We start from the raw sequence: 15285 nt of genomic DNA on the forward strand, positions 1-15285 counted from the left end.
TCTGAGGCATAGCACTAATTAAGCACGTTCGTAAAAAGTATCATAAAATCTCTCTCTTTATGGCCAAAATTTTTGATTCAATTACAGAAGACTTACAAGAATTTATTGCAAGTCAACATATTTTCTTTGTTGGTACCGCACCTTTAAGTTCTTCTGGTCACGTTAATCTTTCTCCCAAAGGACTTGATAGCTTTCGGATACTTTCACCAAAGCGGGTAGCTTATCTAGACTTGACTGGAAGTGGAAACGAAACATCAGCCCATCTACAAGAAAATGGACGTATAACCTTCATGTTTTGCTCTTTTGGAGAAAAACCGTCTATTTTACGTCTTTATGGCTCGGGAAGTACTATTTTACCAGGTAACTCTGAGTGGGAATGTTTACATTTATTGTTTTCACAAATACCAGGAACCCGCCAAATTATCGTAGCTGATATTGAGCGGATACAGACTTCTTGCGGTTTTGGAGTTCCCATGTATGAGTATCGAGGACAACGGGAGAATTTAATTAAGTGGGCAGATAAAAAAGGAGAAGAAGGTATTCAAGAATATCATCAACGGAAAAATCTTATCAGTATTGATGGTTTGCCGACACCACTGAACAAGTCATAGGGTTTTTGTTTGTATGGTGTTATGGATTCAGGTCTTTAATTTCGCCTCTAAGAGGATGTTCATACAAAAATTCTAAATAACGGTGGGTTACGGCAAAATAAGGGTTTGATTGTTGGAATAATTGAAAATTTTCTATAACCCATTAATATCAAATGGTGTGGGACAATCCATTAAAGTTATCATTTTTTATTTTTCATTTATAAACACCTTCTTGGACTCTCTTTTTGTCGAGGATATAACAATACTACATCTGGATTGATTATCCTTTTTTAGAGATGAGAGTGGATTGATCGGATTTACGATGAATTCCAAGTCGAGCAAAAATTAACAAAAGATTAATATTTTATTAATTTATCATTAACGCAGATTTGTTCTCAATCTAATTTATGATGATTATGAGTCAAAATTTATTTGACCTTAAAGATAAGGTTGCAATCATTACTGGAAGTGGTAGAGGGTTGGGTAAAATCCTTGCGAAGAGATTGGCTGAATTAGGAGCAAGGATAGTTGTATGCGACCGCTTAAGAGAGGAAGCTAATCAAACTGCTCAAGAAATAGTAGTTGGAGATAAAATTGCAATATCGACCTATGTTGACGTTGCTTTACGTTCTAGTTGTGAAGACTTGTTTAAGTTTGCGGTCGCAGAGTTAGGGCGTATTGATGTGTTAGTTAATAATGCTGGAATTGACATTATCAAGCCAGCTGAAACTGTTTCAGAGGATGAATGGAAACGAATTATAGATGTTAACCTCCAAGGATGTTTCAACTGTTCTCAACTTGCAGCGATCGAGATGATAAAACAGGGTTTGGGAGGCTCTATAATCAATATTTCTTCAATTGCATCGGTTATTGGTATTAAGGGACTTGTAGCTTATAGTGCTGCGAAAGGTGGAATCAATCAACTCACCCGCGTGATGGCGGTTGAATGGGCTTCGAAAAACATTCGAGTGAACGCTATAGCTCCTGGATACTTAGAAAATATCATGGATGGAGCAGATATAGAACACGAACGGTCGGAAAAACAACAGCAAATAATGACCTTTACACCGATGGGTAGGCGTGGAAAATTAGAAGAATTAGTTGGACCAGTTGTTTTTCTGGCTTCCGATGCATCTTCTTATGTTACCGGTACCGTGTTATTCGTAGATGGTGGTTATACCGCAACGTGAACAGATAATAATTTTTAGCTTGGTTGAGGAATAATTTGCCCCCTAGTCCCCAATTTATGGCTAACGCCACGCTATGCTATAGCTGCGCTACCTACGGATCCGCTATGGGGGGAACAGACCTTTCAAAAATCTGGAAAATTGGTGTATTTAGAGGCTACACTCTACTACAAATTTTAAAAATTCATCTCAGTTCTGCAACGCCTCTCTCTATATCTTTTGAGCTTACTTAATCGGAATTCCAAGACTCATGTGCTTTCTTTAAAAGTGCGATCGCTTCATCGCAACTATCCACACAATGGAGTATTTTCATATCTTTTGGTGAAGCCATAGGGGACTCAATATCTATCATATTTTTCTCAGCCCAAGCAACTAACTCCGACCACATCTCACCGATCGCAATTAGTGGTTTATCCTGTAATTGGCGAACCTGTAATAATTGCCAAATCATTAGGGTTTCTAAAGTTGTACCAATTCCTCCAGGTACTATGACAAAAGCATCGGAAACCAAGACAAAATGATGTAACCGGGAAAAGAAAGTACGGTGATGGTAAACTTTTTCCACGAAGGGATTAGTAGTTTGTTCGTAATCAAGATGAACTCGAATTCCTACCGATCGCGTCTCGTCTTCTGGGTCAGCACTGACACTACCTTCATTAGCTGCTTGCATTAGACCGGGACCTCCACCGGTGATGATATCGCATTTCATTTTTGTCAGTTCGCTTGCCAGATTTTTTATCCCGTTATAAAGAGGAGTATCTGGTTTGAGTCTAGCGGAACCAAAAATTGTAACTCGGTAACGATCGCTTTTTGGAGGTTGGATGCTACTAAGGTTATTAACAACATCCCAAAGACCAAGAACTGCTTCTTGAATAGTTTGATGAGTTCTTGCTTGGTCTCCGAGATTAACGTTATCTGGACATGGTGATTCTTCGTTCATGGTTGGGGATTAGGAATTGGCGATTTGGGATTAGGGACTGGCGTTAGCGGAAGCGTGGCGTATGACTGGCGTCATGCTTCTGCTAAGAGCCATAAGCACTGCGTCCCACCACCTTGCGGCATAATGGGAAAAGCAATAAAAAACTGTTAACTGTAGCCCGTAAGCGCGTGGTGTTAACCATAAACTGATAACTGATTCAAGCTTGACAGCGTTTTTTGTCTAAGGTTTTTATACAAGATTTTTTTCTTGGGGAGTTAAATCCTTTAATTCAATGTCACGACGTAAAACCATACCATTATGACCCGTAAGAAACCGAGGGAGTTGATTATTTTCAATTACTTTAAGTGTTCTAATGTTGTAGGTTGTATAAGTTGTTAACTCGGGTGAGTCGAAGTTAATATCTACCACAGAAATAGTTTTAGTCGGTGGAAACTTACCATTAATTAACGGTCGGGGACCAGAACCCAAAATACCTGTGTGAAGTAACTGCAAATTACCTCTATGACCAGGGTAATAAGCGTGGTGATGACCGCTAATATATGTATGAACCTTATATTTCTCCAACATAGCCCGGAGTTTTTCCGCATCAGCCATTACTTCTACAGGTTGATCGCGACCAACAGCAACTCCATATAAAGGTAAATGTCCGACGATGATTCGCATTTTGGCTTTTTGCGCTCTGGGACTTGCTAAAGTTTTCTCTACCCAAGCCATTTTTTCGGCTGGAATGCGGTGAGATGAAGCATCCCAAACCAAGAAAAATATATCTTTACTTTCAAAGGTATAGTAAAAAGGAAATTCGTAGCGATCGACAAACTTTACTCCTGGATCGTGTTTTGGATTGTTCCAATATTCACTAGCTAAATCTCGCTCTCGCTGAAATAGAAAATTTCCGTTCACGCCTACAGCACCAGAAGCGTCATGGTTACCGATGGTAAAACCGAATGGTATTTTAGCACGACGTAGTGGAGCTCCGACATGTTTGTCAAAAGCCGACCACATGGCTCTAATTTGAGTGGGAGTTAAAGAAGATTTTTGACCTGCAACCATATCACCACCAGAAATTACCACATCCGGTTGCCAGAAAGGTACTAGGTTTACTCCTTTATCGACTTCTGGATCGTAGTCTGTGGAACCATAAGCACTGTTCAAGTCACTAATTACTACGAAGCGGACATCACCACGGGGAGGATTATATAAATTTTTAGCTTGAGCAGTTTTAAGGATTGCGGTTGTTTCGGGAGGTAAAGGTTTTACCTGTGGGGATATTTTCGTTTCTGCTGAAACTACGGCTGTTTTAGCTTCGGTTGCTGTAGTAGATTTATCGGCTGAGTGGGTACATGCAACACTAATGCTGAAAACAAAACCCACAATTAAGAAAAAACCAAACCACCGCCAACAACGCATGATTTTCTGAGTAAAGTTGAACGACACAGCTAACTATAGCTCAATCAAGTATAGTTTTCGTCGATCGCAGAATACAAAGTTTAGGAAAATAGTTACCGAAAGGAGAATTTTTTTAAGTATGTAGACCGCACCAGATATTTTGTTTCACCAATCTACCGAGTTTGAGTTACATGAGAATAGGATGTGATCGATAAAAGATCCCCAACAAAGTTAATTTAATTGCTGAGGATGAAAGATCTAGATGAACTCACTCAGTCAACTCAAAGATAAATAATTAAAAGTGTCAAAATTAATGGGATAAACCCAAAATATTTCTCTTTACCCGAAATTTGAAGCTTGCTTGGGATTACTCGATGGTGCGTTACGGCGCTTTTTGAGAGGTGACCTAGGAATTAGGTATTGTCGAGCGCCTAACACACCCTACTTTTTGTCCCCATTGAGGAGAATTTACTGGGGATAACTCTAATAGTGCAAGAAATATTAGCAACGGATAGGATTACTATTCCGAGAGTGTTCTCAGTAAATGGTAGGCTATTTTTATAGCATTATTAATTACTTTTAAGTTTTTCTAGGAGAAAATCTCAAATGCATTTATTGATGGAAGTCGCAGCAAATACTGGACATAACTTTCCCCTTGCTTTTACTGCTGTATACATAGTTGGTTTTATTGCTGCTGTGGGTATTGGCTCAATTGCTTGGTACAATTCCAAACGTCCTGCAGGTTGGGAAAGTAAAGACCGTCCAGACTTTGTACCTAAAGTTGAAGCAGATGATAAAAGCAGCACCAGCGAACCAAAATCTTAAATTCTAAGATATGGAGTGTTGAGATCCTAAGCTTTAAGATCTGAACCTTAAGACCAAGTTTTAAAACCAAATTTTGAAAAAAAAAAGTTTTGATTGAGAACAAATTGTGAGTTTTGTCACTATAAGTTTGTCATAAGTTTGTCGCTATAAGATTGTGCTTATTAGAACAAAACTAATTTCAAAACATGCAATGACCCTTTCTTTTATAGGTTATTTTTATTGCCTTGATGCAAACATAACACTGAGTGCAGATTTGGAAAGGGGAAAGATATCGGATATGTGCTAAATAGGTCATTAGGGGCAAAGTAAATACAATTTACTGAGCCCCAAATTAAAAAACCAAATTCAGTGATGAACTTCTACCCAACTACGGTATAGTTTTTGAATTTGTTTGAGAATCGCATTAAAACCAGTTTCACTTGAACTACTACTGTCAGATAATTGTTGCAATTTCGCCAAAAACTTTGCTTCTTCTATTGCAACTTCCCCATCACTGTAAATTAAACCACTGATCGCTTGAAGTAGATTTTGATAATCTTCAGCAGTGGGGGAGTCACCTAAATACTCTTTGATCCACTGGTAGCATTCTGCTGGCTTAACAGTAACTAATTCATACAGCCACGGTTTGATTTCTGGGTCAGATTCTATTCCTTGTTCTTGAGCTATTTTGCGAATATATTGCCTCTCTTGTGGCTGAATTATGCCATCAATCCAGGCAGCTCCCATCAGAATTTTAACTAGTTGTTTGACGTTGGTGGAATTAGCAGCCATGACTACCTCCTATGGTAGTAATGTTTCCATTTGAGATTGAACGGCACAATGGGGTTTAGGATTATGGGGATTAGGGATTGGCGACTAGGGATTGGAAATTGGGAATTAAGAAAAAATACTCATTAGCCATTACCAATTACCAATTACCAATTACCAATTACCAATTACCACTTACCTAACTATTACTTTTTCTTAGACATGTCATAAAGAACCCATCCATATTGTTTTCGTGTGGCAATACTTTCAAGTATCCCTGTGATTTATTGTACCTAGTTCCCAGTTCTTCCAAGCGTGAATATTCAATTTTCCAGTTTGGATTTTTTGCGAGGAAAGTCTCAATAATGTTTTCATTCTCCTGTGGATGAAGGGTACAAGTCGCATAAACTAATACTCCTCCATCTTTCACAAGTGTTGTCACACCGGATAGTAATTCTTGTTGAAGTTGTGACAATTCATTCACAGAAATGGGAGTTTGTCGCCAACGAGCATCAGCGTGACGGTGTAAAGTACCTAAACCCGAACAGGGTACATCCAATAAAACTCGATCAGCGGAATTTTCTAACTGGGTTAAATTACGACTATCTGCAGTTATTGTCTCAATAGATTTAAAACCCAGACGCCGGACATTTTCCTGAAGTTTGCGTAATCGAGAAGCAGTGCGATCGCACGCCCAAATTTTGCCGCGATCGCCCATCAATTCAGCGATATGAGTAGTTTTTCCTCCTGGTGCAGCACAAGCATCTACAATTACTTCTCCCGGTTGGGGATCTAACAAATGACTGACTAACTGAGCGCTAGCATCTTGGATTGTCCACCAACCTTCTTGAAAACCAGGTAATTTTTGAATCGATCCCGTACGACCCATTAATCGTAATGCCTGTGGTATATCTATAAGGGGTTGAGATAAAACGCCTACGGATTGAAAAGCAGCTTTAACTTCTTCTAAACTAGTTTTCAGTGGATTGATGCGGATATCAATGGTTGGTGTTTGGTTCATCCATCTGCATAATTGCTCTGTTTCTAGATCGCCAAACTGTTCTGTCCATACTTTCACAATCCAATCAGGAAAACTATGTAAAGTTCCTAAACGTCCAATTGTTTCCTGTGGTAGTTGCAAAGGATCTTCTTTTTCTGCAAGTCTGGCATATTGACGCAGTAAGCCATTTACAAACCCTGATAACCCCTTAAAACCATTATCCTTAGCTAAAGCAACGGTTGTATTTACTGCGGCTGAAGTGGGAATTTTTGCTTGATAGCGCAACTGATACAAACCTAAATGTAAAATTATACGCAGATCTGGAGGTTGTTTATGAGATTTTTTGGTAGCTAATTGATCAATTAGAGCATCTAAAGTTCGTTGTCTTCTAACGCTACCGTAAACTAATTCTGTCATTAGACGCCGGTCATTGTCGCTTAAACTGGCTTTTTTTAATACTCTATCTAAAGCAACATCAGCATAAGCCCCTTTGTGAACTTCTTTTAGGGCAAAAAATGCTAATTGACGGGCGTTAAGCATGTGATTCAAATTTTGAATATAAAAGTGTGGGTTTCGTTACAGTAAAACTATTTGGGAAATTATTGTATGGGTTATCTGCTAAATTAAATCAACTTTAACCCAAGAAACACACTTTTTATTTAAGAACGCACTAAATTTCCGATATCAGAGCAAGATACGGTGTAGATAAAAATAAAGTGTAGATTTTAGTAAGGAAGTCCGCTAGGAATAGCTTTGGATTCAGATTATCTTGGTGTCAGCTTCGGAGTGTTACAAATCGCTAATTTTCCTGGAGAATTATATAACTCTTATGCTTGTGATTTAATTTAATTCCATGTAACAATAACAACATCAAAACAATAAAATAAATTATTTCCAAAATTAAATAAGTTCGGATAGTATTATTTTCTACTTTTATTTAAATTTACTGAGGCAAAATCATGCCAACAAATTTAATTTTATTAACTGCTGCATTAATTTCTGCTTGGTTTATCTTTAGAGCTTTAATTAATGTATTCAAAACTTTTCTCAGTACAGCAGTTGCTGTTTTTGTAATCATTATTCTTTTAAATGCTTTTGGCTTTACACCCGAAGATCTAATCAAAGAGATCGCTAACTTACCAGAAACTTTGGGTAATTTTATCGAACAGATTAGAACTCAGCTAAGCCTTTAGCTAATAGAGATTTATACTCAAAACACTTAAATAAGTCGGCTTTGAATAAATAAGTTTTGAATAAATAAGCTTTGAAAGTCTGCCAAACAAAAATATCCCATCGTAGCGGTTAATTATAATGTAAAGTCTCAAAGGTTAACAGCTTTAGTGAGTGCAAATCAATTAGGTACTCCATTTTGTTGTATCTCACTACACTGTGAAAGCCCAGCAGTGCTTCAACACAGTTATTACTGTGGAATATTTTAATGTTTGATATTTGCGATAGTTTTAAAATTCCAAAATTAAGACTTGGGATATGGATCTCCTGGTTTTGTTCCTGGAGGTACGGGACTTAAAACAACAGGACCAAATTCACCTGGAAGTATCATATCTGTCCAACCAACTACCCGTTCGTCATCATCTAAGAAAACCAACGAGCCACCGTTAATATTTTGAATCTCATCATCTGTAAGGGTTTCAGAAAAAAAGTCTGCAAAACCGTCCTGGGGAAATTCTTGCATAAAAAATATCCTTAAATTACAGAAGTAAGCGGCATATTTCTCAAAATGTAATCAACTAATCTGATTTCAAACGCTTAGTCCCTTTCTGTTTGAATATACTATCCCAGAAAATCATTGACCACACCTCTGGTTATTGCAAACTTTACGATCGTAAACTTTAATTGATTAATTTGTAGCTTTTGCAATCTATGATTTCTAAAAAATAACACCACAGTCTAAAGGACCACCTGGAATGATTGCAGGACTGGGAAATCCTTCAGGGCTGGAAACTGTATCGGGGGTCGGGAAAATCTTAGATCCTGTAAAGCCAGGTAGACCAACAGGACAAAAAAATAATGTTTCTCCACCATTTACAGCTTGCATTTCCTCATCAGTGAGAGGTTGCATTAAAGATTTGTCGAAATTTGATTTGTCGAAATTTTCTTTGGGAAGTTCTTGCATAAAAATCAGCCTCAAATTTGAAAAGTAACTACTCGGATTACATATTGCTTTCAATTAGCTAGATTTCAAACGCCTAACCCCTTCCTATCAAAATATAATACGATGGGAGATAAATAAAATATATGAAGTTTTCGTGTAGATACTTGAATAGGGGTCGGTAGTTATATCATGTCCGGCTTAACAGTTATCATATCTGTGGGGGCTAAGTAATGAGTAATGTTAGCGTAGCTAGCGTCAGCGTACCGTAGGTATTGCGGGGCGCGACCTAGCGTAAGCGTACTGTAGGTATTGCGCACAGTAATGATTAATAAGTAAAAGGGGTAGTAGGTAATAACCGCCGTCTTTTCAATGGGGTTATATAGTAACTAATTAAGCAGACTTGATATTAAGTAGGTAAGCAAAATTACTTATACATTTACTATCGAGTTATGTTACCTGTTCCCTGTTCCCGACCTCAAAAAAATGTCTAATGAATTTTTCCCAAGTACTTATTTTCTACCAAAGCCTAAGATATTTTTGCCGCACGAGATAACCAGGAGATACGCAATTCTTCAGACATAGGTAAAGATAATAAAAATTCTTTTACAGTAACCAAATCCCATTGCAGGAGTGTTGCTGGTGAGATTTTCTCCATTGACATAGCATAATTGAGTACAGCTTCAATCAACATCGCTGATTCTAAAATCGGTTTGGATTCGAGCCAGACAGGAAATATACGCACTTCGAAAGTGTGTTTTTCGGGAATATGGTGAATTAAATTCTTCAGGTTAAAGTCACAATATTTTGTTAACTGAAGTTTAGTGAGTCTGGTTTGAGCCTCTTCCCAAGTCAACTCTCTAAAGTCAGATTCATTTACCATTTCCAATAATTCATAATCCCAAAGTCCCAGCCTTCTACATTGGGGATTAGTTCCTACTAAATGTTTTAATATCTCTCCGTAAGTCCACAGTATATTAACCAAATTTGCAAAAACTCTTGCAGAACACAAAGCTTTACCATCAAAGTGTATATGAGTTGCCCCCTCAGAGGGAATTGTGAATCTAAGGAAACGTGCTATTTCTAAAAGTGCTTCCAAGCGCTGAAAATGGTTTTTTTCGATGGGTGGGGTTATTAACTCACAAGGACGTTCTCGTTCTCCTGGAAGTGGTGCAGCGATCGCGATTGGGTTACCTGTATTATCAGCTACTCGAACCATTCCCTCTGGTCCAGTCTCGGTATCGGTACCAAACAAAGCTGCTATGGGTTTGAGGACTTGATTTAGTGAATACAAGGCATCAGACTGACAACTAACAAGTTGAAGTAATCTCGTATCATCACTCACAATCCTATACCATCCCGGCTGTGGTTTTTGAGCTTTGTCTAAGTCATCCTGTAAAGTCAAATCATCAACACAGCGAGCAATTAAATTTCCTTGTGGGTCAAAAACCTCAAACCCTAAAGTAAGATTTTGAAATACTTGCGTTCCTGGAACCTGACTTGGTTCGGATTGGGGATAAAAAATACGATGCACCGAACCATTATATTTTTTGGCAATGGACTCTGCTAAGTCTTGTCTACTTAGCCCCATTGGTGCCATTAATTCTATTTCAAGACCAATTTTCCAGTTCAACTCAGACATAGATTCAAAATACACCCTAATAGACAGCGAGGTCAGCAAAACTACAGTTTTCTTTGCAGAAATTTTGCACTGTAAATACCCTACAAGTACTTTCACCTCCACAAACAATTTTGTCAGAGCGACCAGGAGAAGTTATGTTATCTCAACCGTATAATGGCTTCATCTAACTTATGGATATCAGCAGGTAAAAACAATAGTTTGTGTATTCAGTATTCCTTAAGGAATCCCAATAGTAGATGACCTCACAGCGTTAATTGTGTTGGCGCTCGTTACATTTTTACCCTTGAGCACCTACTAAATGTATTATTGAATTAATTGGAAGTCTTTTATTTTACTTATTATCTTAACCCTTGCTATTTTTTGCAATCTACGTGATTCTTGAACTATGTGGGATTTAAAATACTGAATCAGGGGTGTATTAAACCCAGTTAACCAGATCAAAAATTGTGGTGCTAGGTTTAACTGATATCTCCTATTTTGACAAAATATTAAGCTTAAAAAATTTATTTATCAAATTTATTGTACCTAGCTATTTTGCCTGGAACCTGGTATAATGTTACAAATTTATACACAGTCAAACCACAACGCCCACACTATCAATTTATAGGTTAATTATTGACGAGCAAATCGTAATGCTTCTTCAATGATTTCATCATTACCCATAATTAGATTACGTTCGATGCGAAGCTTGGCATCAAGTGGTGTGCGATCGCCCCAAAACTTAGCAAGATCTACTGCATCGTCATAATCATATTTAGATTCGGTGTAAAATTTATGAGGATTGCGATTGCGGTTTAAAGAAGAACTTACTGACACTAAAGCTTGAACTCTTGCATCCACTAGAAATTGTTCCAGAATTGCAACAGCTCTTCCTCCTGCCATAATTTTTCTACCGATGCGTGCTTTGGAATCGTCTATGGATTGTCCCCAATAATCTGCAAGAACCCGTGCATCCCAATAATCATAATCACTTCTAAAGAATGCATTAATCTCTTTTTTTCTATTTCTCCTAGCAATTAGGTTGTAGTTACTTTGGTTTTGAATGTTCCACTGGGAAGATCTATCAATTTGAGTGACTGATTGAGCTAAAACCGTATCGACTGAAGCTGCAATCGAAGTAATAAAAACACTGACTGATAGTAATAAAAACTTTAAGTTATATTTCATACTTAAATACCTTCTTGATTTTGGTTGGAGCCAGTTTATATTCGAGTACTAAAGACTAGTTGAACTCAATTTTGAGCTTGTTGGAGGGATACTAAACCTCTACTAAGTCCAGGAATACATCTTTACTGTTTAATACAGTTATATTGTTATATTTTTCCGAAAATTCCAATTCAGAACATTCAGATTTAAAAGATTACAACAAATAAACCCGATTTCTCGAAGAAACCGGGTAATTTGCATATTAATCCAGTTTTTTAATCTATCAACCAGGAAAAATAAATTCCTGATAAATGATTGATATTTACAGCAAAGTATTTAAGAAGCAAGTTTTTAGAAGGTCGGATAATCGGGTCGCCTTTTTTCAGGCGATTTATCTTCAGGATCGATCTGAATAAAAGTAGCTTCTTCTATGTCGTCGTCTATTTGTTCCAACCAACTTGGAGTATCTTTAGTCACCTTAACTTCTGAATTACTAACTTCTTTGCCACCAGGAGTTGCAATAGTAAATTCAGTTGTATCAATAACCTCTGACTCTTTTTTTGCTTCGATATTTTCTAACTTTGCATTTTCGACTTCTTTTTCTACATGGGGTTCATAAATTGTAGTTTCTACAGACTCCTCTAAAGTGTTTGTATTTACTGGAGGTTCTGGTGGTTCAATTTCCTCTGTATCAGGAGTTACGATTGTAAACCCAATATTATTAGGAGCTTTTAGTTCGTTTGTTACCTCGTTTGTTTCCGGTTCTACTTTTTCAGTAGTAGTTTTTTCTGTTTTTTCAGATGTTGTAAAGCCTACATTGGTCTCGGAACTAGTAACTTCTACTTTTTCTTCAGCTGCGGTAGCAATCTGTTCTAAAGGAGGCTCAACTTTAACTTCAGCAACTTCTGTCACTTTAGGAGATTCGGTTGTATTTTCAGCATCAGCGATTGCATCAATAGCCGCCTTATCTAAAGTTGTTGATTCAGTCCCACTTGCAGTAACATTTTGCTTTTGCTGAATTTCAGCTTTCTTGGCAGAAAATGTATTAGTAATTGTGCTTACTAACTGAGTTAACTTTTCTGATATCGAGAGTTTTTCAAATTGTTCTTGAATGTTAGTTTGTAGCGCTCCCATTGAAGGAACGGGAGTTTTTTGTCCTTCTGGTGTCAACTGGCGGCGTAATTCCAAAGTTTGCCAACCAAACCAACCGAGAAGAGCCACACTAGCCAAGTGACCCAAAAATAAACCGCCAGTAATACGACCCGAAAACACCCAGAGCATTAATGCGTAAAACAGTCCTACACCACTCCAGATAAAATCTTTCTTGCGGTGGATTTCTGGAATAAAGAAAGCCACTAGATACAGGGCGATGCTACCAATAGCGACCGCCAATGCCAGGAAATGTGCCAGCATTTTCTGGTTACTCCTTAATTATGTCTTACGACTGGGGCATTGGACTGAAGGGTATTAATTAATAGATCGCGAAGTTGTTACATTATTGACAAATTATTGACTATTCGCCATCTATATTTTGATCCCTTATTCGCCATTCCCCATCCCTATGTTAGATATTTCAATTTGACATATTTTGCAAGCGGATTATAAAAGAAGAAACAAATTAAAAATTTTTATTTGTAAAAATCCTATTTTTTGGCAATTTCTCTCAAGTCTTAATGTCTTCTTTATGAGCGAACTGAATTTCTCGGACTACCCTAAAAAATGAAAGGATATGCAAGAGTTAGCCAAAAAATTTATGACACAACAAAGCTTTGGTGTGATTGGATTAGCTGTTATGGGAGAAAATATTGCTCTAAACGTAGAGCGTAATGGTTTCCCCATCGCTGTTTACAATCGCTCTCGTGAGAAAACAGATGCTTTCATGGCTTCTCGTGCTGGAGGAAGAAATGTAAAAGCCGCGTTTGATTTAAAAGAATTTGTCGGCTCCTTAGAACGTCCCCGCAAAATTCTGGTAATGGTAAAAGCTGGTAGACCAGTAGACGCAGTTATTGAACAGTTAAAACCATTGTTAGATGAGGGTGACATTATCATCGATGGTGGTAACTCTTTGTATGAAGATACTGAAAGACGCACCCGCGAACTGGAGCCCCAAGGTTTTAGATTTATTGGCATGGGTGTCAGTGGTGGTGAAGAAGGAGCCCTGAACGGTCCCTCATTGATGCCTGGAGGCACGGAAAGCTCCTATGAGTACCTTTCACCCATTTTGACCAAAATCGCCGCTCAGGTGGACGATGGTCCTTGTGTTGCTTACTGTGGTCCTGGTGGTGCAGGACATTATGTCAAGATGGTGCACAATGGTATCGAATATGGTGATATGCAATTAATTGCAGAAGCATATGACCTGCTCAAAAATCTTGGCGGCTTGGATCACAAGCAATTACACGAAGTTTTTGCTGAGTGGAACACTACAGACGAATTGAATTCGTTCTTAATTGAAATTACAGCCGATATCTTCCCCTACATTGATGAAGGTACTGGTTTACCATTAGTAGATCTAATTCTTGATGCTGCTGGACAAAAAGGAACTGGTCGTTGGACCGCAGTAAACGCTTTAGAACTGGGTGTTGCAATTCCTACCATCGGTGCAGCAGTAAATGCTCGGATTATGTCATCCTACAAACAAGAGCGAGTTGCAGCGTCTAAAGAACTTTCTGGTCCTAATGGTAAGTATCAAGGGCAGACCAAAGAATTCATCAAGATGGTACGGGATGCTCTTTACTGCTCGAAGATTTGCTCCTACGCTCAAGGGATGGCTTTACTTGCTAAAGCTTCTCAAGAATATAGCTACAACTTGAACCTGGGCGAAATGGCACGGATCTGGAAAGGAGGTTGTATTATTCGGGCTGGGTTCTTGAATAAGATTAAGAAAGCTTTTGACGAGAATTCCTCACTTGCAAACCTATTGTTAGCTCCTGAGTTTAAGCAAACAATTCTTGACAGACAAAATGCTTGGCGCGAAGTGGTTTCCACTGCGGCTAAACTAGGAATTCCTGTTCCTGCATTTAGTGCTTCCTTAGATTACTTCGATAGCTATCGACGCGAGCGCCTACCTCAGAACCTCACCCAGGCTCAACGCGATTACTTCGGTGCACATACTTACTTGCGTACAGATAAAGAAGGAACTTTCCATACCGAGTGGGTACCCATCGCCGAAGCTACTGCAGCAAAGTAAGATTGGCTTAAGTACAATCGATGACTGTTGTTCGAGCACTTCCAAGCCATTGTAATTGGTTCAATAGTTAACTATCAAAAGTTAGCCACGAACCTAAAATGGAAAAATAATATCCCCCATTACTTGGGGGATGTTAACGAACAATAACCCCCGTTTGTAAAGATCTAAAAAACGGGGGTTAAATAAAATTTATAGTTTTTAGCAAATAACAATTAACCGGGATAAAGTCAAAGCGATAGACCGCATCTGTAAAGATTTTTACCACTACACCTGTATGGTGAATTCTGAGTGCTGAATTCTAAAAATTCTCAAAAAACTTGTTAACGGCATTATAAAAACTCATCAAAAAGCCTGCTAATAGTCTACCAGTACTATATTGGCTTGATACTAAATATATTTTTTAATCAAAAGTTAAATTTCTTGTACCTAAAGTTAACTTTTTTGCTGTTATTACGTATAATTTTAGACTAGTTAGTAATCTAGTATCTTAATAGAAAGAATTAAGAAATAAGTTGGGAGGCG

Annotated in this window: 14 protein-coding genes; 5 read left to right on the plus strand and 9 right to left on the minus strand. The window is 38.0% G+C overall.

Going from position 1 to position 15285, the window contains the following annotated elements:
* The first annotated feature begins 59 nt into the window (after positions 1-59).
* Both QNJ50_RS04945 and QNJ50_RS04950 read left to right on the plus strand, forming a co-directional pair.
* Complete coding sequence (locus QNJ50_RS04945; RefSeq protein WP_300632753.1) at positions 60-611, plus strand: pyridoxamine 5'-phosphate oxidase family protein; 552 nt, start codon at positions 60-62, stop codon at positions 609-611.
* Between the two features lie 395 nt (positions 612-1006).
* Positions 1007-1780, plus strand: coding sequence for a glucose 1-dehydrogenase (locus QNJ50_RS04950; RefSeq protein ID WP_300632756.1), 774 nt, complete (start codon positions 1007-1009; stop codon positions 1778-1780).
* 226 nt (positions 1781-2006) lie between these two features.
* Here the strand turns inward: QNJ50_RS04950 and QNJ50_RS04955 are convergent, their stop codons facing one another.
* Both QNJ50_RS04955 and QNJ50_RS04960 read right to left on the minus strand, forming a co-directional pair.
* The gene (locus tag QNJ50_RS04955) at positions 2007-2717 is read right to left on the minus strand and encodes an LOG family protein (protein ID WP_300632759.1); all 711 of its coding nucleotides are present in this window, start codon (positions 2715-2717) and stop codon (positions 2007-2009) included.
* 228 nt (positions 2718-2945) lie between these two features.
* Positions 2946-4124 carry a metallophosphoesterase gene (locus QNJ50_RS04960; protein WP_300632762.1) on the minus strand — a complete coding sequence of 393 codons (1179 nt, stop codon included), beginning with the start codon at positions 4122-4124 and terminating at the stop codon, positions 2946-2948.
* Positions 4125-4709: 585 nt separating this feature from the next.
* Between QNJ50_RS04960 and QNJ50_RS04965 the strand changes: the two genes are divergently transcribed.
* Complete coding sequence (locus tag QNJ50_RS04965) at positions 4710-4928, plus strand: hypothetical protein (protein WP_300632766.1); 219 nt, start codon at positions 4710-4712, stop codon at positions 4926-4928.
* 345 nt (positions 4929-5273) lie between these two features.
* On the opposite strand, the gene QNJ50_RS04970 is transcribed toward QNJ50_RS04965, so the two are convergent.
* Both QNJ50_RS04970 and QNJ50_RS04975 read right to left on the minus strand, forming a co-directional pair.
* Positions 5274-5699 carry a TerB family tellurite resistance protein gene (locus tag QNJ50_RS04970; protein WP_300632767.1) on the minus strand — a complete coding sequence of 142 codons (426 nt, stop codon included), beginning with the start codon at positions 5697-5699 and terminating at the stop codon, positions 5274-5276.
* Between the two features lie 175 nt (positions 5700-5874).
* The gene (locus QNJ50_RS04975) at positions 5875-7215 is read right to left on the minus strand and encodes a 16S rRNA (cytosine(967)-C(5))-methyltransferase (RefSeq protein WP_300632769.1); all 1341 of its coding nucleotides are present in this window, start codon (positions 7213-7215) and stop codon (positions 5875-5877) included.
* Positions 7216-7634: 419 nt separating this feature from the next.
* Here QNJ50_RS04975 and QNJ50_RS04980 point away from each other — a divergent pair, with 419 nt between their 5' ends.
* Positions 7635-7868 carry a hypothetical protein gene (locus tag QNJ50_RS04980; protein ID WP_300632772.1) on the plus strand — a complete coding sequence of 78 codons (234 nt, stop codon included), beginning with the start codon at positions 7635-7637 and terminating at the stop codon, positions 7866-7868.
* A 281-nt stretch (positions 7869-8149) separates the two neighbouring features.
* On the opposite strand, the gene QNJ50_RS04985 is transcribed toward QNJ50_RS04980, so the two are convergent.
* From QNJ50_RS04985 to QNJ50_RS28550, 5 genes are all read right to left on the minus strand, one after another.
* Positions 8150-8368 carry a hypothetical protein gene (locus QNJ50_RS04985; RefSeq protein ID WP_300632775.1) on the minus strand — a complete coding sequence of 73 codons (219 nt, stop codon included), beginning with the start codon at positions 8366-8368 and terminating at the stop codon, positions 8150-8152.
* A 195-nt stretch (positions 8369-8563) separates the two neighbouring features.
* Entirely contained in the window at positions 8564-8809 is a 246-nt protein-coding gene (locus QNJ50_RS04990) for a hypothetical protein (RefSeq protein ID WP_300632825.1), read from the minus strand.
* A 505-nt stretch (positions 8810-9314) separates the two neighbouring features.
* Positions 9315-10427, minus strand: a complete 1113-nt coding sequence (locus QNJ50_RS04995) for an amidoligase family protein (RefSeq protein WP_300632828.1) — start codon at positions 10425-10427, stop codon at positions 9315-9317.
* Positions 10428-11039: 612 nt separating this feature from the next.
* Positions 11040-11594, minus strand: coding sequence for a hypothetical protein (locus tag QNJ50_RS05000; protein WP_300632831.1), 555 nt, complete (start codon positions 11592-11594; stop codon positions 11040-11042).
* A 330-nt stretch (positions 11595-11924) separates the two neighbouring features.
* On the minus strand, positions 11925-12986 hold the full coding sequence (locus QNJ50_RS28550; RefSeq protein ID WP_366914213.1) for a Ycf66 family protein: 1062 nt from the start codon (positions 12984-12986) through the stop codon (positions 11925-11927).
* A gap of 340 nt (positions 12987-13326) precedes the next feature.
* Between QNJ50_RS28550 and gndA the strand changes: the two genes are divergently transcribed.
* The gene (gndA, locus tag QNJ50_RS05010; RefSeq protein ID WP_300632834.1) at positions 13327-14763 is read left to right on the plus strand and encodes an NADP-dependent phosphogluconate dehydrogenase; all 1437 of its coding nucleotides are present in this window, start codon (positions 13327-13329) and stop codon (positions 14761-14763) included.
* Positions 14764-15285: the final 522 nt, after the last annotated feature.

It is taken from the genome of Mastigocoleus sp. MO_188.B34 (assembly GCF_030065675.1).
Classification (GTDB): domain Bacteria; phylum Cyanobacteriota; class Cyanobacteriia; order Cyanobacteriales; family Nostocaceae; genus Mastigocoleus.